We start from the raw sequence: 15,781 nt of genomic DNA, 5'->3' as shown, positions 1-15,781 counted from the left end.
CCTTCGACGACAAAGCGACGCCCCGCGGGTGGCGTTCACCGCGGGGCGTCGGTCGGTGGTGCGGGGGTGGGACGGTGCGTCCGGCAGGGTCAGACGGCCACCGCGTCGCGGGACAACTCGCCCGGCGCCGGCGTGGCGACGGCCGGCGGCTTGCCCTTGCGCGAGGTGCGCAGCCTGCGCTCGAGCCACGTGGCGAACGCCGACAGGAGCATGCACATCGCGACGTAGATCGTGCCGACGATGATCGTGACCGGGATGAACGGCATGTGGTAGTCCTGGTAGCCACCGATCAGCTTGGCCGCCGCGAGCAGTTCCGGGTAGGTGATCAGGAAGCCGAGCGAGGTGTCCTTGAGGGTCACCACGACCTGGCTGATGATCGTCGGGAGCATGGTGCGGATGCCCTGCGGGACCAGGATCATCGTCATCACCTGGGTCTTGCGCATGCCCAGCGCGTAGGCCGCCTCGCTCTGGCCCTTGGGCACGGCGAGGATGCCCGCGCGGATGTTCTCCGCCTGCACGGTGCCGTTGTAGATGGTCAGGCCGACCACCAGCGGCCACATCGGATCCCACTTCCACCAGCCCTGGCTGCCCGGGACGAGGTAGAGCATGAAGATCAGCACCAGCAGCGGCATGGCGCGGAAGAAGGTGACGAACGTGGTCGAGGCCCAGCGCACGATCTTGTGATCGGAGAGCCGGCCGGCGGCCAGGAAGGCACCGAGCACGATCGAGAACACCGCGGCCAGCGCGAACGCCTTCAGGGTCGCCTTGAGGCCGTCGAAGATGAACTGCTGGACACCCGTGTACTGGAACGGGTCCCACTTGGCCGCCTCGAACTGGCCGGTGTCCTCGAACCGCACGACCACGAAGACCATGAACGCGAGCAGAGCCACGCTGCCGAGCACGCCGATGATCAGGTTGCGCCGGCGCGCCTTGGGGCCCGGTACGTCGAACAGCACACTCGCTTCGCGGCTCATCGGACCACCGCCAGCTTCTTCTCGAGCGCGGCGAGGAGCGCGCTCATGGTCAAGGTGATGATCAGATAGCCGACCGCGATCCACAGCAGGACCCACAGCGACTTGTAGCCGTTCTCCACCATCTGCGCCTGGGTGCCCATGAGTTCGGTGACGTTGAAGGCGCTGGCGATGGCCGAGTTGCGGACCATCGCGATCAGCAGGCTGCCGATCGGCGGGACCGCCGCCCGACCGGCCTGCGGCAGCACGATCTGGCTCAGCGTCTGGGTGAAGGACATGCCCAGGCTGCGGGCGGCCTCGGCCTGACCGATCGGGACGGTGTTGATGCCCGAGCGGATCGCCTCGCAGATGAAGGCGGCGGTGTACGTGCTCAGCGCGATGACCGCGAACTGGAAGAAGGAGAGGTTGAAGCGCAGCTTGGGGAAGCCGAGCGCGACGGCGAAGAAGATCAGCGTCAGGGGGGTGTTGCGGAAGAGATTGACGTAGGCGGCGCCGAACCAGCGCAGCGGGGGCACCGGCGAGACCCGACACGCGGCTATCAGCGTGCCGAGCAGAAGCGACACGATCCCACAGACGACGGTCAGCTTGAGCGTCCCGACGAAGCCGTGCCGCAAGAGATCCCAGTTGTCCTGGATCACCTCGAGCATCGTGATCGAGCCCTCCTCTCCGTGATCGTGGGTTCAGGGGTGGGGTGACGGCCCGTTCCCCCGGTCACGTGCGGCGGGGAGCGGGAGGGGTCGTGCGCCGACCGGTCCCGGGGGAGCCGGGACCGGTCGGCGCGCGACGATCGACGGTCAGTAGCGGACGAGCGCCGGAATGGCCGGGGCGGCGGAGCCGGACAGGCCGAGCGTGGCGTCGTACGCCTTCTTCCAGTCGCCGCTCTTCTCGTGTGCCTCGATGGCGTCGCTGACCGCGTTGCGGAACACCGCGTCGTCCTTGTTCAGGCCGACGCCGTAGTTCTCGGTGGTGAACGGCTCACCGACCACCTTGAGCGCGCCCGGGTCCTTGGCCGCGTAGCCCTTGAGGATCGCGTCGTCCGTGGAGACCGCGTCGACCTGGTTCGACAGCAGGCTCTCGACACACAGCGAGTACGTGTCGAACACCCGGGTGGTGGTGTCGGGGAACTTGGTCTGCAGGTTCTGCAGCGGCGTGGAGCCCTTCGCGGAGCACACCGTCTTGCCCTTGATGGTGTCCTTGCCGGTGATCGCGGTCTCGTTCTTGCGGACCAGGAGGGACTGGCCGGCGATGTAGTACGGACCGGCGAAGGACACCTGCTCCTTGCGCTTGTCGGTGATGCTGTAGGTGCCGACGTAGTAGTCGATGTCACCGTTGACCAGCGCGTTCTCACGGTTGGTCGACGCGATGGCCTTGAACTCGATCTTGTCCGGGCCGAAGCCCAGGTCGGCCGCGATCATCTTGGCGATCTCGATGTCGAAGCCGGAGTACTTGCCGGTGGCCGGGTCCTTGGAGCCGAGGAAGGGCTGGTCCTCCTTGGCGCCGACGACCAGCTTGCCGCGCTTCTTGGCGTTGTCGAAGGTCTTCGAGCCGGTGAGCGCGACGTCCGTCTTGGGCGTGTAGGTGGGCAGCTCGGGCTTGGAGGCTCCGGGAGCGCCGGGCGCGCCCTGCGAACCACCGGTGGTGCCGCCCGGCGTCTTGGCCTCCGGCGAACCGTCCTTGCCGCACGCGGTACCGAACAGGGCGAGCACGGCGATGCCGGCGACGGCCACGGATGAGCGCATCTTCATGATCAACGTCCTTGCGTGAATGAGGCGAAACAGGCCTGAGGACAACAGAAACTCGTGGGGCGAAGCGCGAGTCGTGCCGCCGATCGGACCGGGCGCGCCGAAGGCGCCCGATGCGACTCGGGGAGGCGGGACGGACTCAGTGATGCAGGATCTTGGAGAGGAAGTCCCGAGCACGGTCGCTGCGCGGGTTGCTGAAGAACTCCTCGGGCGTGTTCTCCTCGACGATGCGGCCGTCCGCCATGAAGATCACCCGGTTCGCGGCGGAGCGCGCGAAGCCCATCTCGTGGGTCACCACGACCATCGTCATGCCCTCGCGGGCCAGGTCGCGCATGACCTCGAGGACCTCGTTGATCATCTCCGGGTCGAGCGCCGAGGTGGGCTCGTCGAAGAGCATCACCTTGGGCTCCATGGCCAGCGCGCGGGCGATCGCGACGCGCTGCTGCTGACCACCGGAGAGTTGCGCCGGGTACTTGTCCGCCTGACTGCCCACGCCGACCCGGTCCAGCAGTTCGTGCGCCCGACGGGTGACCACGTCGGCCTTCTCCCGGCGCACCTTGAGTGGACCGAGCGTCACGTTCTGTAGCACCGTCTTGTGCGCGAACAGGTTGAACGACTGGAACACCATGCCGACGTCCGAGCGCAGCCGGGCGAGTTCGCGGCCCTCCTGCGGGAGCAGGTTCCCGTCGATGGTGATCCGGCCGCCGTCGATCGCCTCGAGGCGGTTGATCGTGCGGCACAGAGTCGACTTGCCCGATCCGGACGGGCCGATGACGACGACGACCTCGCCCTTGTGGATCGTCAGGTCGATGTCCTGCAACACGTGCAGGGCGCCGAAGTGCTTGTTGACGTTCTCCAACACGACGAGGGGCTCGCCGGGGTGGGCGTCCTTGGTGGTGTCGCTCTTGGCGAGCACCGGCGGCTTCGGTGCGATGTCAGAGGCATCCGTCGTCACGATGGCGGGCTCCGTCCAGAGTCGTCCCGTATCTTTTTGCGCGACCGGGTGGCAGGTGGGTTCGAGAGTCTCCCGGCGACGCCGGGTGGTGCGTGACACTAGGGCAGGCAGCACCCCCCGAGTCAGTGCACTTGAGCTTGTCTTGAGGTCAAGAGTCGGTAACGGACCGTCAGATGTGAGGAACCACGTGCGCCTCCTGCTCGTCGAGGATGATCTGCGTGTCGCCGCGCCGCTACGCGCGGTCCTGGGTCGGCACGGCTTCACCGTGCGGCACGCCACCACCGGCGAGGAAGCCCTCGCCGCGATCGACGACGTCCCCGACGTGGTGCTGCTCGATCTGTCGTTGCCCGACCACGACGGATTCGAGGTGTGCAGCCGGATCCGGCGGCTGTGCGACGTCCCGGTGATCATGGTCACCGCGCGTGCGGACATCCGGTCCCGGATACACGGCCTGAACCTGGGTGCCGACGACTACGTCACCAAGCCCTACGACATCGGCGAACTGCTGGCCCGAATACACGCGGTGAGCAGACGCACGCGCAGTGACGCGCCGGCCGCGGAGAGTGCTCCGGCCGCCAAGGGGCCCGGCGGCATCGAACTGGACCCGGCCACCCGGCGGGTCACCGTCGGCGGCATCGACGTGGTGCTCACCCGCAAGGAGTTCGACCTACTCGCGCTGCTGGCCCAGCGCCCGGGCGTGGTGTTCCGGCGCGAGCAGATCATCAGCGAGGTCTGGCACACGAGCTGGGCGGGCAACAACCGCACCCTGGAAGTGCACGTCGCGTCGCTGCGGTCCAAGCTCGGCAATCCCGCGATCGTCGAGACGGTGCGCGGCGTGGGCTACCGTGTCGTCCCCGAAGCCTGATCCCACCGGCTTCCCGAAGGATCGTCACCGGTTCCTGTGCGCACCCGCCTGCTCGCGTTGCTCCTCGCCCTGATGACCGCAGTGCTGATCGCGCTCGGCATCCCGTTGGCGATCTCCCGCGCGTCCGCCCATCAGCAGGAGCTGATCCGGGACCGGGTGGACGATCTCACCCGCTTCGTTTCGGACACCCAGTTGACCGTGGTCTCCGACACCGTGCGCGCGCAGACCGACGGCGGGGCGCGGCCCGGTCCGGACGCCGCCGACCTGGACATGCTGCGCTCCGAATTGGAGCGCTACGAGGCCGTCTACGGCATCCGGGTGGGCGCGTTCGACCGGCGCGGTCAGCCGATCGCCGTGTCACGTCCGGGATTTCGGATCGACCCGCGCTCGCCCGCGTTCACCGAGGCGCTGGCCGGGCGACGCAGCGACGACCCCGGACAGGTGTGGCCCTGGCAGCGCGATCGCATCGTGGTCGCGGTCCCGGTGATCCACCGGGGCGACGTGGTCGCGGTCGTGCTCACCGACTCGCCGACCGGTCGGATGCGCTCGAAGATCCAGCGGGTGTGGCTGATTCTGTTCGCCGGAGAGGTGGTCGCGGTGCTCGCCGCGCTGCTGCTGGCGACCCGACTCACCGGATGGGTGCTGCGCCCGGTCCGGGTGCTCGACTCGGTGACCCACGAGATCGCCACCGGCCGGCTCGGGGCCCGCGTGGCCGGCGCCCAGGGACCACCCGAACTCCGGCGCCTGGCAAGGTCGTTCAACGAAATGGCGGACCACGTGGAGACGGTCGTGGACCAGCAGCGGGCGTTCGCCGCGGACGCCTCGCACCAACTGCGCAACCCGTTGTCCGCGCTGCTGCTGCGGATCGAGGAACTGGGCCTGTCGCTGCCGCCCGGCCACGGCGAGACGCTGGACGGGGTGCGCGACGAGGGCCGCCGGCTCACCCACGTCCTGGACGAACTGCTGGAGTTGGCGCTGGCCGAGAACGCGCGCCCGTCCGCCCGGGCCGTGGACGTCGCGGCCCTGGTGCACGAGCGGGTCGACGCGTGGCAGACGCTGGCCCGTTCGCGCGGTCGTCGGTTCGAGCAGGAGGGCCCGCTCGCGCTGACCGGCAACGTGGACCCGGTCACCCTGGGCAGCGCGCTGGACGCCATCCTGGACAACGCGCTCAAGTTCGCGCCCGAGGACACCACGATCACCGTCGCGTGCTCGGCGGTGGGCAGTCGCGTGGAAATCCGGGTCAGCGACCGCGGTCCGGGACTGACCTTCGAGGAACTGCGCCGGGTGGGCGACCGGTTCTGGCGCAGCCCGCGGCACCAGAACGTGGACGGCTCGGGCCTGGGCCTGTCGATCGCCCGCACGCTGCTGGGCGCGAGCGGCGGCACGATCGACTTCGCCGCGCGCGAGGGCGGAGGGCTGACCGTCACGCTGATCGTGCCCAGGGCCGACTGAGCGCCGCCGGCCGCGGCCGACACACCCGCGCTATTCGGCCACCCGGCACTGCGGCGCGCGCGGCTGCGGCAGGCCCAGCGGACGCAGCCGCACGTCGTAGGCGCGTTGCCAGTCACCGTTGGCGATGTGCCGGTTCAGCGCCCCGCACACCGCCTCCGCGAGTGCGACGTCGCCCTTGCTCAGCCCCACGCCGTACGGCTCGTCCGAGAACGGCCGGCCCAGGATGCGCAGCGTGCCCGGGTGCTGGGCGACGAAACCGGACAGGATCGCGTCGTCGGTGCTGACCCCGCGCACGTTCTTGGCCAGCAACTCGTCCACGCACTCGGAGTACTTGCCGCGCTCCTGGACCTTCATGGTCGGGAACTCGCTGCGGATGCGGACGGCCGACGTCGACTCGCGCACCACGCACACCGCGCTGTCCGCGAGGTCCTCGGGACCGTCGACGCCCGGCTCGTCCGTGCGGACCAGGAAGTCCTGGCCCGCGATGAAGTACGGCCCGGCGAACGAGACCTTCTGCGACCGGGCCGCGTTGATCGTGTAACTGGCCACGACCAGGTCGACCTGCCCGCTGGTGATCCGGTACTCGCGGTTCTGCGTCTCCACGTCCATGAACGTGACGCGGTCCTTGAACCCGAGGTCGTCCGCGATCATCCGGGCGACGTCGTCGTCGAAGCCCTGATACGCCTGATCGCCGGTGCGCACGCTCCACCCCGGCTGGTCCGGCTTGACCCCGACGATGATCCGCCCCCGGGCCTCCATCGCCCGGTAGGTGGGCGATTTCTCGCGCAGATCGGCGAACGGGTCGGGCGCGTGGGTGCCGCCCTCGGCCCGGTTGTTCTCCACCGCGAGCCAGGACGCGCCCACCGCGACCAGCAGGAAGGCCAGCGCGGCGGGCAGCGCGATCCGGGTGCGCCGCCACCACCGGGCGCGGCCGAGGCGGCGCGGGGCCGGTTCGTCGGTCGGCGGCCCGCCCGCGTAGGTCGCCTCGGTGCCCTCGTCCCACTCCTCGACCGCGCGCCGGGGCAGCGGGTCGCCGCCCCAGGTCACCGGTACCGAGTCCTGCACGACCCGGGTCAGCAGCGCGTCGGTCTCCTTGGCGTCCAGGCGTCGGGTCGGGTCCTTGCGCAACAGGCCCATGATCACCGGCTCCAGCGGACCCGCGTGCCGGGGCGGCGCGGGCGGCGCGTTGACCACCGCGTCCACGACCTCCACGGGAGAGGCCCGACGAAACGGCGCGAGACCCTCGACCATCTCGTACAGCGTCGCGCCCAGCGACCACAGGTCGGACGCCGGATCCAGCGCGTCCGGATGGTCGGCGAGTGTGTGCTCGCTCGACGCGTCGTCGGTGAGCACACTGGGCCGGGCCCGGGCGAAGTGCTCCGCGCGCTCGGGCGCGAGATAGCCGGGGGTGCCCAGCAGTTCGCCGAACTGGGTGACCTGCGGCGCGTCGGCGAAGGTGGCGATGCCGAAGTCGGTGAGCACCACCCGGCCGTCCATGCCCAGGAGCACGTTCGCCGGCTTCACGTCACGGTGCAGCACGCCCTTGGCGTGCGCGGCCCGCAGTGCCCGCAGCACGTCCAGACCGATCCGGGCCGCCTCGGCGTGGTCGAGTCGACCCTCCGCGCGGATCACGTCGGCCAGTGAGCGCGAAATCACCAATTCCATGACGATCCACGGCAAACCGTCCTCTTCGAAGACGTCGTGCACCGTCACCACGTTCTCGTGGCGGATGCGGGCCGCGGCGATCGCCTCGCGTTTGCTGCGCTCCAGCCAGGACCGCTGCGACCCGGCGTCCAGGGACTTCGGCAGCAGCAGTTCCTTGACCGCGACCTCGCGGCCGAGGGCGGTGTCCACGGCCAGCCAGACCTCGCCCATACCGCCTCGGCCGAGACTGCGGCTCAGGCGGTAACGATTGTTCAGTATTCGGCCGATCTCCCCCTCGGACACCGCGGTCGCACCCTCCTCCCGAGCAAGCGGGCCTCCCTGACCATGATTGCGGCCTTCCCCCCGGTCGGCTCACAGCGTCGGTTCGGGGACCGCGCACGGTCTGGCCTTCAAGCTCAGAGCGTAGATGTCGGTCCCGAACACCATGACACGAACCCAGCATGTGCCATCGGGACCGCTTCGCGCGACGCCCTGGGCATCACGATCTGTCCGATCAGGGTTTCACCGATCGGTACCAGCGCTGGGCGCCGGCGTGCAGCGGCAGCGGATCGGTGAAGATCGCGGTCCGGGGGTCGACCAACTGCGCGGCGTGCACCTCGCGTCCGATCGCCTCCCGGTTCTCCATCACCGTCTCGGTCACCCGCCTGATCAGCACCGAATCCTGCGACGCCCGGGTGACCAACAGGTTCGGCACCGCGATGGTCGGCGTCTCGGTGCCACCGGGATAGGCGTCCGCGGGCACCACCGCCTCGCGGTACACCGGCCCATAGCGATCGCGCAGTTTGCCCGCGAGGTCGCCGAGTTGCACCAGCCGCACCGACCAGTGCCCGGCCAGGTCGGAGACCGCCCCGGTGGGCAGCCCGCCGGACCAGAAGAACGCGTCCACCGTGCCGTCGCGCAACCGTTGGGTGGCCTCGCCGATGCCGATCCGGACCGGCGTGATGGCGTGCTCCATGTCGCTCATGCCCACCTCGCTCAGCAGCCGGCGGGTGATCAACTCCACCCCGGATCCGGGCAGCCCGACCACCACCCGGCGCCCGCGCAGGTCGGTGATCCGCTGCACCGGCGAATCGGCGGGCACCACCAGTTGCACGTAGTCGTCGTACAACCGGGCCACCGCGCGCAACCCGTCCCGCTCGGCAGGCCCCAGGTCGGCCACCGCGTCCGAGGTGGCGATGCCGAACGTGTCGACGCCGTCGACCACCCGGCGCAGGTTCTCCACCGACCCCCCGCTGGAGTTCACCGCGACCCGCACCTTGAGGTCCGCGGACAGCCGAGGCCGCAACAGTTCGCCGTAGCGGTGGTACACCCCGGTCGGCACCCCGGTGGCCAACGAGACCGGCCCGCCCGGGGTCGGCCGCTCGTCCGTCGAGAGCACCGCGTAGCCCCCGAGCACGCACAGCAGCACGAGCGTGGCCAGCCCGGCCCGGACCAGGCGGGGCCGGCGCGCGCAGGCGTCGCGCACGGAAACGGGGAGGAACGACAAGGAGGGCACGGCGGCGAGTTTGCCATGGCGGACGCCCACACACGCCAGGAGGCAAACCCCGTACCCTGTCGGGTGTTATGACTGCGCGAAGCTATGAGGTCCGCACCTACGGGTGCCAGATGAACGTCCACGACTCCGAGCGACTGTCCGGTCTGCTGGAGGACGCGGGTTACGTCCGCGCGCCCAAGGGGGAGCTGGCCGACGTGGTCGTCTTCAACACGTGCGCCGTCCGCGAGAACGCGGACAACAAGCTGTACGGGAACCTGGGCCACCTCGCGCCCGCGAAGGCCGAACGCCCCGGCATGCAGATCGCGGTCGGCGGCTGCCTCGCGCAGAAGGACCGGGACACCATCGTGCGCAAGGCGCCGTGGGTGGACGTGGTCTTCGGCACGCACAACGTGGGCTCGCTGCCGGTGCTCCTGGAGCGGGCCCGGATCGAGCAGGAGGCCCAGGTCGAGATCCTGGAGTCGCTCGACGTCTTCCCCTCCACGCTGCCCACCCGACGCGAGTCGGCGTACGCGGCGTGGGTGGCCATCTCGGTGGGCTGCAACAACACCTGCACGTTCTGCATCGTGCCCGCGCTGCGCGGCAAGGAGAAGGACCGCCGCCCCGGCGACGTGCTCGCCGAGATCGAGACGCTGGTCGGCGAGGGCGTGATCGAGGTCACCCTGCTCGGCCAGAACGTGAACGCGTACGGCTCGGACATGGGCGACCGCGAGGCGTTCTCCAAGCTGCTCCGCTCGTGCGGACGGATCCAGGGCCTGGAGCGGGTGCGCTTCACCTCGCCGCACCCGCGCGACTTCACCGACGACGTGATCGCGGCGATGGCCGAGACGCCGAACGTGATGCACCAGTTGCACATGCCGCTGCAGTCCGGCTCGGACGCGATGTTGCGCGCGATGCGCCGCTCCTACCGGCAGGACCGCTACCTCGGGATCATCGAGCGGGTGCGCGCGGCGATGCCGGACGCGGCGATCTCCACCGACATCATCGTGGGCTTCCCCGGCGAGACCGACGAGGACTTCGAGCAGACCCTGCACACCGTGCGCGAGGCCCGGTTCGCCGCCGCGTTCACGTTCCAGTACTCCAAGCGCCCCGGCACGCCGGCCGCCACGATGGACGGCCAGGTGCCCAAGGAGGTCGTGACCGAGCGCTACCAGCGACTGCTCGCGCTCCAGGAGGAGATCTCCTGGGCGGAGAACCGCGCCCAGGTCGGCCGCACCCTGGAGGTGCTGGTCGCCGAGGGCGAGGGGCGCAAGGATCACGACACCGCGCGGTTGTCCGGGCGGGCCCCGGACAACCGCCTCGTGCACTTCGAGCGCCCCGCCGAAGGCGTGCGACCGGGCGACATGGTCTCGGTCGAGATCACCTACGCCGCGCCGCACCACCTGCTCGCGGAGAAGCCGACCCTGGCGATCCGGCGCACCCCCGCGGGCGACGCGTGGGAGCGGCGCAACGCGGCCCCCGCGGCCAAGGCCGGCGTACTGCTCGGCATGCCGCAGATCGGCGCACCCGCGGTCGAGGCCGCACCGACCGCGGTCGCCTGTTGCGACTGAACTCCGCTCAGGTCACGTTCCACCCGAGCAGGACCGGCTGTTCGCGCTCGTAGCCGAGCGTGGACAGCCGGGCGGTCTCCAGTTTGAAGAGCCGGCCGTCCTGCGGCGGCAGACCAAGCCAGCGCGCGGTGAGCACGCGGAGCAGGTGGCCGTGCGCGACGAGCACCGCGTCCTCGCCGCCCTCGAGCACCGGACGCACCCGCGCCAGCACCCGGTCCACCCGGCGGCCCACGTCGGCGATCGACTCGCCCGGGTGCTCCGCGTCGCCGGGGGGCACCCCGTCCCGCCACAGGAACCAGCCCGGCACACGCTCGCGGATCTCGTTCGTGGTGATGCCCTCGTAGCCGCCGTAGTCCCACTCGACCAGGTCCGGCTCGACCTCCGCGCCGGTGATCCCGGCGAGTTCCGCGGTGTGTCGGGCCCGGACGAGTGGGCTGGTCAGGGCGAGCGAGAAGGTGTGCCCGGCGAGCAGGTCCGCGACCGCCTTCGCCTGGGCCTCGCCCTCCGGGGTCAGCGGGATGTCGGTCAGCCCCGTGTGCCGCCCGGACCTGCTCCACTCGGTCTCACCGTGTCGCACCAACATCAGTTCTGGCATGTGATCCATCCCATCACGCGCTCCGAGAGGCGTCGCGGCGAGCGCTTAGTACTCTCCCTGAATGCTCGTAGCCGCCGCGGTAGTCCCGTGCCCCCCGATGATCGTGCCCGAGCTGGCCCGCGGGGCCGTAGCCGAGCTGGACGGCCTGCGCGCCGCGTGTGATCAGGCCCTGGCCGCGCTGGCCGAGGCGGCACCCGACCGGCTGATCGTGCTCGGCGCGGGCGAGGCGGACGCGACGCTGGAGGCCGGCGGGACCGGCTCGTTCGCGCGGTACGGGGTCGACCTGGAGGTGACGCTGGGAGCGGGCGCCGCGGCCCGCCTGTCGCCCGCGCTGACCGTCGGCGCGTGGCTGCTCGGCCGCTCCCCGTGGGCCGCCGAGCGGATCGCGTCGGGGACCGCGCCGAGCCCGGTGACCGGCGCGGAGATCGCCGCGGACGCCGAGCCCGCGCGCTGTGCGGCCCGGGGCGCCGAACTGGTCGCGGGCGCCGATCGGGTCGCGCTCCTGGTGGTGGCGGACGGATCCGCGTGCCGGACCGAGAAGGCCCCCGGCTACTTCGACGCGCGCGCCGAGCCGTACGACCTCGCGCTCGGCGCGGCGCTCGAGGCGGCCGACCAGGTGGCGCTCGCGGAGTTGGACCCGGCCCTCGCACGGGAACTGTGGGTGGCGGGTCGGCCCGCGCTCCAGGTGCTGGCCGGCGCGGCGGGCCCGGGGCGGCACGGCCGGCTGCTCCATGCCGAGGCGCCCTACGGCGTCGGCTACTTCGTGGCGCTCTGGTCCTGACCGCGCGCTTGCGCTCCGACGACGACGACGGCGGCGGCCGTGCGGCCCGGACACGACGACGGGCGGTGGTCACCGGGATCCGGTGACCACCGCCCGCCGGCGACTCAGGCGCCGGGTCCCGCCGGGGGCCGGCTCTCGGGCGTCGCCTCGGTGGTCGCGTCGGGCGCGCCGCCGCCGGCCTTGCCCAGTGCCTCCTTGGCCTTGCCCGAGGCGCCCTGGATCTTGTCGGTGTGCTTGCCGCCGGTCTTTCGATCGGCGATCTCGGCGGCCTTGTCGACGCCCTTGTCGGCCTTGTCGCCGTGCTGACCCAGCAGACCCTCGGCCTTGGCCTTGATGTTGTCGAAGACACCCATGTCCTGCTCCTCCTCGGATACGCCCGCCTCGACCGGTTCACCGGCCGCGTCCCCGGGGGTCCGGGGAGCGGGCGTCGTGGCCGTCGCCTCGACCGGTTCGGCCTCGGCGGCGGGCGATGCCGGCGTCGCGGGCCGGTCCTCGACCAGCGTGGCGGTGTCCGTGCCCGCCGCGTTGTGCGAGCAGCACGAGCCGCTTTCCTCCGACGTGCTCGGACGCCGCTTGAACCAGTCGAAAACACTCACAATTTCTCCTAGACCGTATGTCTGTGGTCGTTGTCGTGCATTTCGGCGGCAACGCGGGTGACGTCGCGCCGAGCCGCCCGGAGTACATGGGTCGCGGGAGATCAACGAGAGCGAACGGTGCCGGTCACGACCACGCGGGCGGCCGTACCGCAACGAGCGACGGCACGCGTGGCGGCGGCGACCCGGGGCCGCGCCCGGCACGACCGGGGGCGGTGATCCGGCAGACTTGGGGGGTGAGTCCCCGTGTCATCGCCGTCGTCGGTCCCACTGCGGCCGGAAAGTCCGATCTGGGGGTCGCCTTGGCCCGTGCGCTGGACGGGGAGGTGATCAACACCGATTCCATGCAGCTCTACAAGGGCATGGACATCGGCACCGCCAAACTGTCCGTCGCCGAGCGCGAAGGCGTCCCGCACCACCTGCTCGACGTGTGGGACGTGACCGTCTCCGCCAGCGTGGCCGAGTACCAGCGCGACGCGCGGGTGCTGGTCGAGGACCTGCTGGCGCGCGGCAGGACACCCGTCCTGGTCGGCGGCTCGGGGCTGTACGTGCGCGCGGTGCTGGACGACCTGGAGTTCCCCGGCACCGACCCCGCGATCCGGGCCCGGCTGGAGGCCGAGGCCGAACGGGTGGGCCCCGGTCCGCTGCACGAGCGCCTCGCCGCGGCCGATCCGCCCGCCGCCGCCGCGATCCTGCCCGGCAACGCCCGACGGATCGTGCGCGCGCTGGAGGTCATCGAGCTCACCGGGCGGCCGTTCACCGCCACGCTGCCCACCCACCGCTCGTTCTACGACAGCGTGCAGATCGGGGTGGACGTGCCCCGCCCGGTGCTGGACGAGCGGATCACCACGCGGGTGGACCGGATGTGGGCCGCGGGTCTGGTCGAGGAGGTGCGCGAGTTGGAGAGGGCCGGTCTGCGCGAGGGCCGGACCGCGTCGCGCGCGCTGGGCTACGCGCAGGTGCTGCGGCTGCTCGCGGGCGAGTGCACCGACGAGGAGGCCCGCGAGGACACCGTGCGCACCACCCGCCGGTTCGCCCGCAGGCAGGACACCTGGTTCCGGCGCGATCCCCGGATCGAATGGCTGGAGCACTCTCGGGCCGATCTGCTGGACGCCGCACTCGAACGGGTGATCCGACCCGCGTAGGGGTGTTGCGGGTGGGGCCCACGTGGCACGGTGGGGGGTCCGTGGCACACCCAAACCTGCTCGGGGGAGGCGGTCGTGATCCGCTCTGTTCGTCGCGCCATGGCGCTGGGTACGGCGCTGGGGCTCGCGTTGACCATTCCGGGAGTGGCGTCCGCGCACCCCGGTGAGTCGGGCGGCCCGCCGGCCAAGCAGCCGGTGGCCACGGGATGGGGCGGTGCGGTCTCCAGCGTCGACCCCGACGCCACCCGGATCGGTCTGGACGTGCTGCGCCGCGGCGGCAACGCGGTGGACGCCGCGGTGGCCACGGCCGCCGCGCTCGGCGTCACCGAGCCGTACTCGTCGGGGATCGGCGGCGGTGGCTACTTCGTCTACTACGACGCCCGCAGCCGCACCGTGCGCACCCTGGACGGCCGGGAGACGGCACCCGCGCGGATGGGCGAGGGCGCGTTCCTCGACCCGGCCACCGGGCTGCCGATCCCGTTCGACCAGGGGGTCAACTCGGGGCTCTCGGTGGGTGTGCCCGGAACCCCGCAGACCTGGAACACCGCGCTGCGCAAGTGGGGCACCACCAACCTGCGCGCGGCCCTGGAGCCCGCCCGGGCACTGGCCGAGCGCGGGTTCGTGGTCGACCAGACCTTCCACGACCAGACCGCGGCGAACGCGAGTCGGTTCGACGACATCGCCCCGACCGCGAAGCTGTTCCTGCCGAACGGACAGCCGCCCGTCGTGGGCAGCGTCTTCCGCAACCCGGACCTGGCCCGGACCTACGAGCAGCTCGGCCGCAACGGCGTGGACTGGCTGTATCGGGGCGGGCTCGGCCGCGAGGTGGTGCGCACCGCCCAACAACCACCGATGGCGCCCGGCGCGGACCGGGTCTTCCGGCCCGGTCTGATCGAGACCGGTGACCTCGCCCGCTACCGGGTCCTGGACCAGCGGCCCACCCGTGTCGACTTCCGCGGGCTGGACGTCTACGGCATGGCGCCGTCCTCGTCGGGCGGATCCACCGTGGGCGAGGCGCTCAACATGCTGGAGACCACCGACCCACGCCGGCAGGACGAGGTCGTCGCGACGCACCACTACCTGGAGGCGTCCCGCCTCGCCTTCGCCGACCGCAACCGCTACGTCGGCGACCCGGCCTTCGTGGACGTACCGCTCCGGGGCCTGCTTGCGGACGGCTACGCCCGGGAGCGCGCGTGCCTGATCGACCCCGACCACGCCGCGGTGAGCCCGGTCCCGCCGGGTGATCCCACCGCGCCGTACGACCGGAGCTGCCGGCCCACCGGCACGCCCGAGGCGGCCGAGCCGATCGAGGGGCTGTCCACGACCCATCTGGTCGCCGCCGACCGCTGGGGCAACGTGGTGTCCTACACGCTGACCATCGAGCAGACCGGCGGCAGCGCGATCACCGTGCCCGGGCGCGGCTTCCTGCTCAACAACGAACTGACGGACTTCAACTTCGCGCCGCTCACCCCCGGCGTGTTCGACCCCAACCTGCCCGCGCCGGGCAAGCGCCCGCGCAGCAGCATGTCGCCGACGATCGTGCTCCGCGACGGTCGGCCGTTCATCGCCGTCGGCTCGCCCGGCGGCGCGACCATCATCACCACCGTGCTCCAGGTGCTGACCGGGCGGCTGGACCGCGGGCTGCCCCTGCCGCAGGCGGTCGCCGCGCCGCGCCTGTCCCAGCGCAACGGAGCGGCCACCGAAGTCGAACCCGGGGTGCCGGCTTCGCTGCGCACGGCCCTGGAGCAACGCGGGCACGTGCTCAAGGCCAATCCGGAGATCGGCGCCGCCGCGGCACTGGAGTTCCTCCCGGGCGGCCGGGTCCAGGCGGTGGCGGAACCGACCCGCAGGGGTGGTGGCGCGGCGGGTGTGGTCCGGCCCGACTGATCGGGCCCGATGGGCGGGAGGCATTCGATAACGGGCCTCAATCTCGCCGACCCGCCCCCTTCCCACGCCCGAGCGCCCCCGGTGGAAA

At 71.4% G+C, this 15,781-nt stretch carries 14 protein-coding genes; 6 read left to right on the top strand and 8 right to left on the bottom strand.

Going from position 1 to position 15,781, the window contains the following annotated elements; all coding sequences use genetic code 11:
* Positions 1–89: 89 nt before the first annotated feature.
* From ACIRL2_RS02065 to ACIRL2_RS02050, 4 genes are all read right to left on the bottom strand, one after another.
* Positions 90–974: an amino acid ABC transporter permease gene (locus ACIRL2_RS02065; protein WP_395869401.1), complete on the bottom strand. Its 885-nt coding sequence runs from the start codon at positions 972–974 to the stop codon at positions 90–92.
* Complete coding sequence (locus ACIRL2_RS02060) at positions 971–1,618, bottom strand: amino acid ABC transporter permease (protein WP_395869399.1); 648 nt, start codon at positions 1,616–1,618, stop codon at positions 971–973. Before ACIRL2_RS02060 ends, ACIRL2_RS02065 begins: the two co-directional genes overlap by 4 nt.
* 147 nt (positions 1,619–1,765) lie before the next feature.
* On the bottom strand, positions 1,766–2,716 hold the full coding sequence (locus ACIRL2_RS02055; protein ID WP_395869397.1) for a glutamate ABC transporter substrate-binding protein: 951 nt from the start codon (positions 2,714–2,716) through the stop codon (positions 1,766–1,768).
* 136 nt (positions 2,717–2,852) lie between these two features.
* The gene (locus ACIRL2_RS02050; protein ID WP_395869600.1) at positions 2,853–3,629 is read right to left on the bottom strand and encodes an amino acid ABC transporter ATP-binding protein; all 777 of its coding nucleotides are present in this window, start codon (positions 3,627–3,629) and stop codon (positions 2,853–2,855) included.
* Between the two features lie 226 nt (positions 3,630–3,855).
* On the opposite strand from ACIRL2_RS02050, the gene ACIRL2_RS02045 reads away from it, so the two are divergent.
* Positions 3,856–4,533 (top strand): response regulator transcription factor, encoded by a 678-nt coding sequence (locus tag ACIRL2_RS02045; RefSeq protein ID WP_395869395.1) that lies wholly within the window; start codon positions 3,856–3,858, stop codon positions 4,531–4,533.
* Between the two features lie 36 nt (positions 4,534–4,569).
* The gene (locus ACIRL2_RS02040) at positions 4,570–5,985 is read left to right on the top strand and encodes a sensor histidine kinase (protein WP_395869393.1); all 1,416 of its coding nucleotides are present in this window, start codon (positions 4,570–4,572) and stop codon (positions 5,983–5,985) included.
* 30 nt (positions 5,986–6,015) lie between these two features.
* On the opposite strand, the gene ACIRL2_RS02035 is transcribed toward ACIRL2_RS02040, so the two are convergent.
* Complete coding sequence (locus ACIRL2_RS02035; RefSeq protein ID WP_395869391.1) at positions 6,016–7,932, bottom strand: bifunctional serine/threonine-protein kinase/glutamate ABC transporter substrate-binding protein; 1,917 nt, start codon at positions 7,930–7,932, stop codon at positions 6,016–6,018.
* 211 nt (positions 7,933–8,143) lie between these two features.
* Positions 8,144–9,145 (bottom strand): TAXI family TRAP transporter solute-binding subunit, encoded by a 1,002-nt coding sequence (locus ACIRL2_RS02030; protein ID WP_402229472.1) that lies wholly within the window; start codon positions 9,143–9,145, stop codon positions 8,144–8,146.
* 68 nt (positions 9,146–9,213) lie between these two features.
* On the opposite strand from ACIRL2_RS02030, the gene miaB reads away from it, so the two are divergent.
* The gene (gene miaB / locus ACIRL2_RS02025) at positions 9,214–10,692 is read left to right on the top strand and encodes a tRNA (N6-isopentenyl adenosine(37)-C2)-methylthiotransferase MiaB (RefSeq protein WP_402229470.1); all 1,479 of its coding nucleotides are present in this window, start codon (positions 9,214–9,216) and stop codon (positions 10,690–10,692) included.
* Between the two features lie 7 nt (positions 10,693–10,699).
* Here the strand turns inward: miaB and ACIRL2_RS02020 are convergent, their stop codons facing one another.
* The gene (locus ACIRL2_RS02020) at positions 10,700–11,287 is read right to left on the bottom strand and encodes a histidine phosphatase family protein (protein ID WP_395869385.1); all 588 of its coding nucleotides are present in this window, start codon (positions 11,285–11,287) and stop codon (positions 10,700–10,702) included.
* 61 nt (positions 11,288–11,348) lie between these two features.
* Here ACIRL2_RS02020 and ACIRL2_RS02015 point away from each other — a divergent pair, with 61 nt between their 5' ends.
* The gene (locus tag ACIRL2_RS02015; protein WP_395869383.1) at positions 11,349–12,068 is read left to right on the top strand and encodes a hypothetical protein; all 720 of its coding nucleotides are present in this window, start codon (positions 11,349–11,351) and stop codon (positions 12,066–12,068) included.
* 104 nt (positions 12,069–12,172) lie between these two features.
* On the opposite strand, the gene ACIRL2_RS02010 is transcribed toward ACIRL2_RS02015, so the two are convergent.
* Positions 12,173–12,664 carry an antitoxin gene (locus tag ACIRL2_RS02010; protein ID WP_402229466.1) on the bottom strand — a complete coding sequence of 164 codons (492 nt, stop codon included), beginning with the start codon at positions 12,662–12,664 and terminating at the stop codon, positions 12,173–12,175.
* Between the two features lie 233 nt (positions 12,665–12,897).
* Between ACIRL2_RS02010 and miaA the strand changes: the two genes are divergently transcribed.
* On the top strand, positions 12,898–13,806 hold the full coding sequence (gene miaA / locus ACIRL2_RS02005) for a tRNA (adenosine(37)-N6)-dimethylallyltransferase MiaA (protein WP_395869380.1): 909 nt from the start codon (positions 12,898–12,900) through the stop codon (positions 13,804–13,806).
* Between the two features lie 99 nt (positions 13,807–13,905).
* A complete protein-coding gene (gene ggt / locus ACIRL2_RS02000) occupies positions 13,906–15,693 on the top strand; it encodes a gamma-glutamyltransferase (RefSeq protein WP_402229623.1) in 1,788 nt (595 codons plus the stop codon).
* Positions 15,694–15,781: the final 88 nt, after the last annotated feature.

The sequence above is a fragment of the Embleya sp. NPDC127516 genome (assembly GCF_044765325.1).
In the GTDB taxonomy this organism is placed as follows: domain Bacteria; phylum Actinomycetota; class Actinomycetes; order Streptomycetales; family Streptomycetaceae; genus Embleya.
Note: the sequence above shows the minus strand (reverse complement) of the source record. Positions and strands in the feature narration are given on the sequence as shown.

What these genes read in the sequence shown, in the direction of transcription:
- ACIRL2_RS02065 (WP_395869401.1), bottom strand. Translation starts at nt 974, where the DNA reads ATGAGCCGCGAAGCGAGTGTGCTGTTCGACGTACCGGGCCCCAAGGCG.
- ggt (WP_402229623.1), top strand. Translation starts at nt 13,906, where the DNA reads ATGGCGCTGGGTACGGCGCTGGGGCTCGCGTTGACCATTCCGGGAGTG.
- ACIRL2_RS02015 (WP_395869383.1), top strand. Translation starts at nt 11,349, where the DNA reads ATGCTCGTAGCCGCCGCGGTAGTCCCGTGCCCCCCGATGATCGTGCCC.
- ACIRL2_RS02055 (WP_395869397.1), bottom strand. Translation starts at nt 2,716, where the DNA reads ATGAAGATGCGCTCATCCGTGGCCGTCGCCGGCATCGCCGTGCTCGCC.
- miaB (WP_402229470.1), top strand. Translation starts at nt 9,214, where the DNA reads ATGACTGCGCGAAGCTATGAGGTCCGCACCTACGGGTGCCAGATGAAC.
- ACIRL2_RS02020 (WP_395869385.1), bottom strand. Translation starts at nt 11,287, where the DNA reads ATGCCAGAACTGATGTTGGTGCGACACGGTGAGACCGAGTGGAGCAGG.
- ACIRL2_RS02060 (WP_395869399.1), bottom strand. Translation starts at nt 1,618, where the DNA reads ATGCTCGAGGTGATCCAGGACAACTGGGATCTCTTGCGGCACGGCTTC.